This is a genomic window from Streptomyces graminilatus (genome assembly GCF_001418565.1).
Taxonomy (GTDB): Bacteria; Actinomycetota; Actinomycetes; order Streptomycetales; family Streptomycetaceae; genus Streptomyces; species Streptomyces graminilatus.
Genome location: NZ_LIQQ01000421.1, coordinates 317 through 2,533 on the forward strand (window position 1 = coordinate 317; position 2,217 = coordinate 2,533).

The following is a 2,217-nucleotide window of genomic DNA, read 5'->3' on the forward strand; positions in this document are numbered from 1 at the left end:
CCGGCGCGCTCGCCGAACGGGTGGCCGACAAGGCCGAACTGGCCGCCGTGTGCGCGGCCGTGGGCGTACCGCACCCGCTGACCCTCATCCCGGAGAGCGCGTCCGAGGCCGCCTCCGTCGCCTGGCACCTCGGGCTGCCGGCCGTGGCGAAGTGGAGCAGGCCCTGGCTCCTCCCGGCCGGCAGCGACCTGCGCAGCACGGTCGTCGTGCGCTCGGCGCGGCAGGCACGGGAGCTGTATCTGCGCACGGAGGAGGCGGGCAGCCGCCTGCTCCTCCAGGCGTTCCTGCCGCCGGGCCCGGACCTCGACTGGTTCAGCCACGGGTACGCCGACCGCACCGGGACCTTGCGCGGCGGCGGCCCCGGCCGCAAGCTGCACTCCTGGCCGCGCGGCGCCGGGCTGACGGCGGTGGGCCACTGGACACCGAACGCGCAGGTGCAGGCGCTCACCGAACGCGTCGTCGGCGCACTGGGCTACCGGGGCATCCTCGACCTCGACTTCCGCCGCTGCGCCACCACCGGCGACTACCACCTGCTCGACTTCAACCCGCGCCCCGGCGCCCAGTTCCGGCTCTTCACCGACACGGCCGGGGTGGACGTCGTACGCGCCCAGCACCTCGACCTGACCCACCGCCCGATGCCCGAGGGGGCGCCCAGGCCCGGACGGGCGTTCGTGGTCGAGAACTACGCGCCGCTCAGCGCGCTGCGCCCGGCTCCGGCCGGCCGTGAACTGGCCTGGCACGCCCCGGACGACCTCGGACCCGGCTGGGCGATGTGGGCCCTGTGGGCCCGCCACGCCGCCCGTCGCCTGCCGACCCGGCTGCGCAGGCTGTGCGCCCGGCCCACCGCGGACGACACACGAGCCCGCGTGGTCCGGCAGGCGGTCGCCGACGCCCCCTTGACCAGCCCTTCCCTCACCGGCACCTCCGACAAGTCCGTCACCGACGACGAGAAAGCGACCAGTCACTGATGTACGACCTGCTGGTGGTGGGCGCGGGCCCTTACGGACTGTCCATCGCCTCCCACGCCGCCGGCGCCGGGCTCCGGCTGCGCGTCCTCGGCCGCCCCATGGCCTCCTGGCGCGACCACATGCCCCGGGGCATGTACCTCAAGTCGGAGCCCTGGGCGTCCAACCTGTCCGACCCCGACAACCGCTGGCGCCTGGACACCTACTGCGCCGGCCAGGGCGTCGAGGCACGGCACGGGCAGCCGATCCCGCTGGAGATGTTCGCCGAGTACGGCCAGTGGTTCGCCCGCAACGCCGTGCCCGAGGTCGACGAACGGACGGTGACCCGGGTGGCGCCCGTGCCCGGCGGTTTCGAGGCGGTGACGGAGGACGGCGAGACGGTACGCGCCCGGACCGTCGCCCTGGCCGTCGGAGTGCTCCCCTTCGTCGAGATCCCCGCCGCGCTGCGCGGCCTCGGCCCCGACCTGGTCTCGCACAGCAGCCACCACGGATCCCTCGACCGCTTCCGAGGCCAGGACGTCACCGTGATCGGCGGCGGCCAGGCAGCCCTGGAGACGGCGGCCCTGCTCGCCGAACAGGGCACCCGGGTAAGGGTGTTGGCCCGCGCCGAGCAGCTCGGCTGGAACGACGTGCCGCCGCCGTGGGAACGCCCCTGGTGGCGCTCGGTCCGCGCTCCGCACAGCGGGCTGGGCTGCGGCTGGCGCAACTGGTTCTACTCGGAACGCCCCGGCCTCTTCCACCGGCTCCCGGAAGAGACCCGCGCCCGGATCGCCGCCACCGCCCTGGGCCCGGCGGGCGCCTGGTGGCTACGCGACCGCGTCGAACCGGCGGTTGACGTGCTCCTCGGCCAGGAGGTGTCGGGGGCAAGCGAGTTGGCGGGCGCGGGCGGCGGCGTACGGCTGGACACGGTGACCCGTTGCGGTGAGCGGCGCTTCCTGGAGACCGAACACGTCATCGCGGCGACGGGGTTCAGGGCGACGTGCGACCGGCTGGGCCTGCTGGACCCCCGGCTCGGCGCCGGCCCGGGCGGGGCGGCGGACGGTTCCCCGGCGGTCGGCCGCCACTTCGAGTCCTCGTACCCCGGCCTGTTCCTGGCGGGCCTGGTGACGGCGTCCGGCTTCGGCCCGGCGATGCGGTTCGTGCACGGCGCGACATTCACGGCGGAGACGCTCGTACGAGGGGTACGGCGTCGGCTGCGGGCCGTCGCCCCGACCGGCGGGGCGAGGGTGCCGGGGCAGGGGCGGCGGGAGCG

General features: G+C 75.6%; 2 protein-coding genes. Both read left to right on the forward strand.

Annotated features, from left to right (window positions below):
* The coding region (locus tag AOK08_RS31180; protein ID WP_055532303.1) for a hypothetical protein at positions 1-968 on the forward strand (968 nt) is incomplete at its 5' end.
* Positions 968-2,217: NAD(P)-binding domain-containing protein (locus AOK08_RS31185; RefSeq protein WP_055532306.1), on the forward strand; the 1,250-nt coding region annotated here is incomplete at its 3' end. The genes AOK08_RS31180 and AOK08_RS31185, both read left to right, overlap by 1 nt.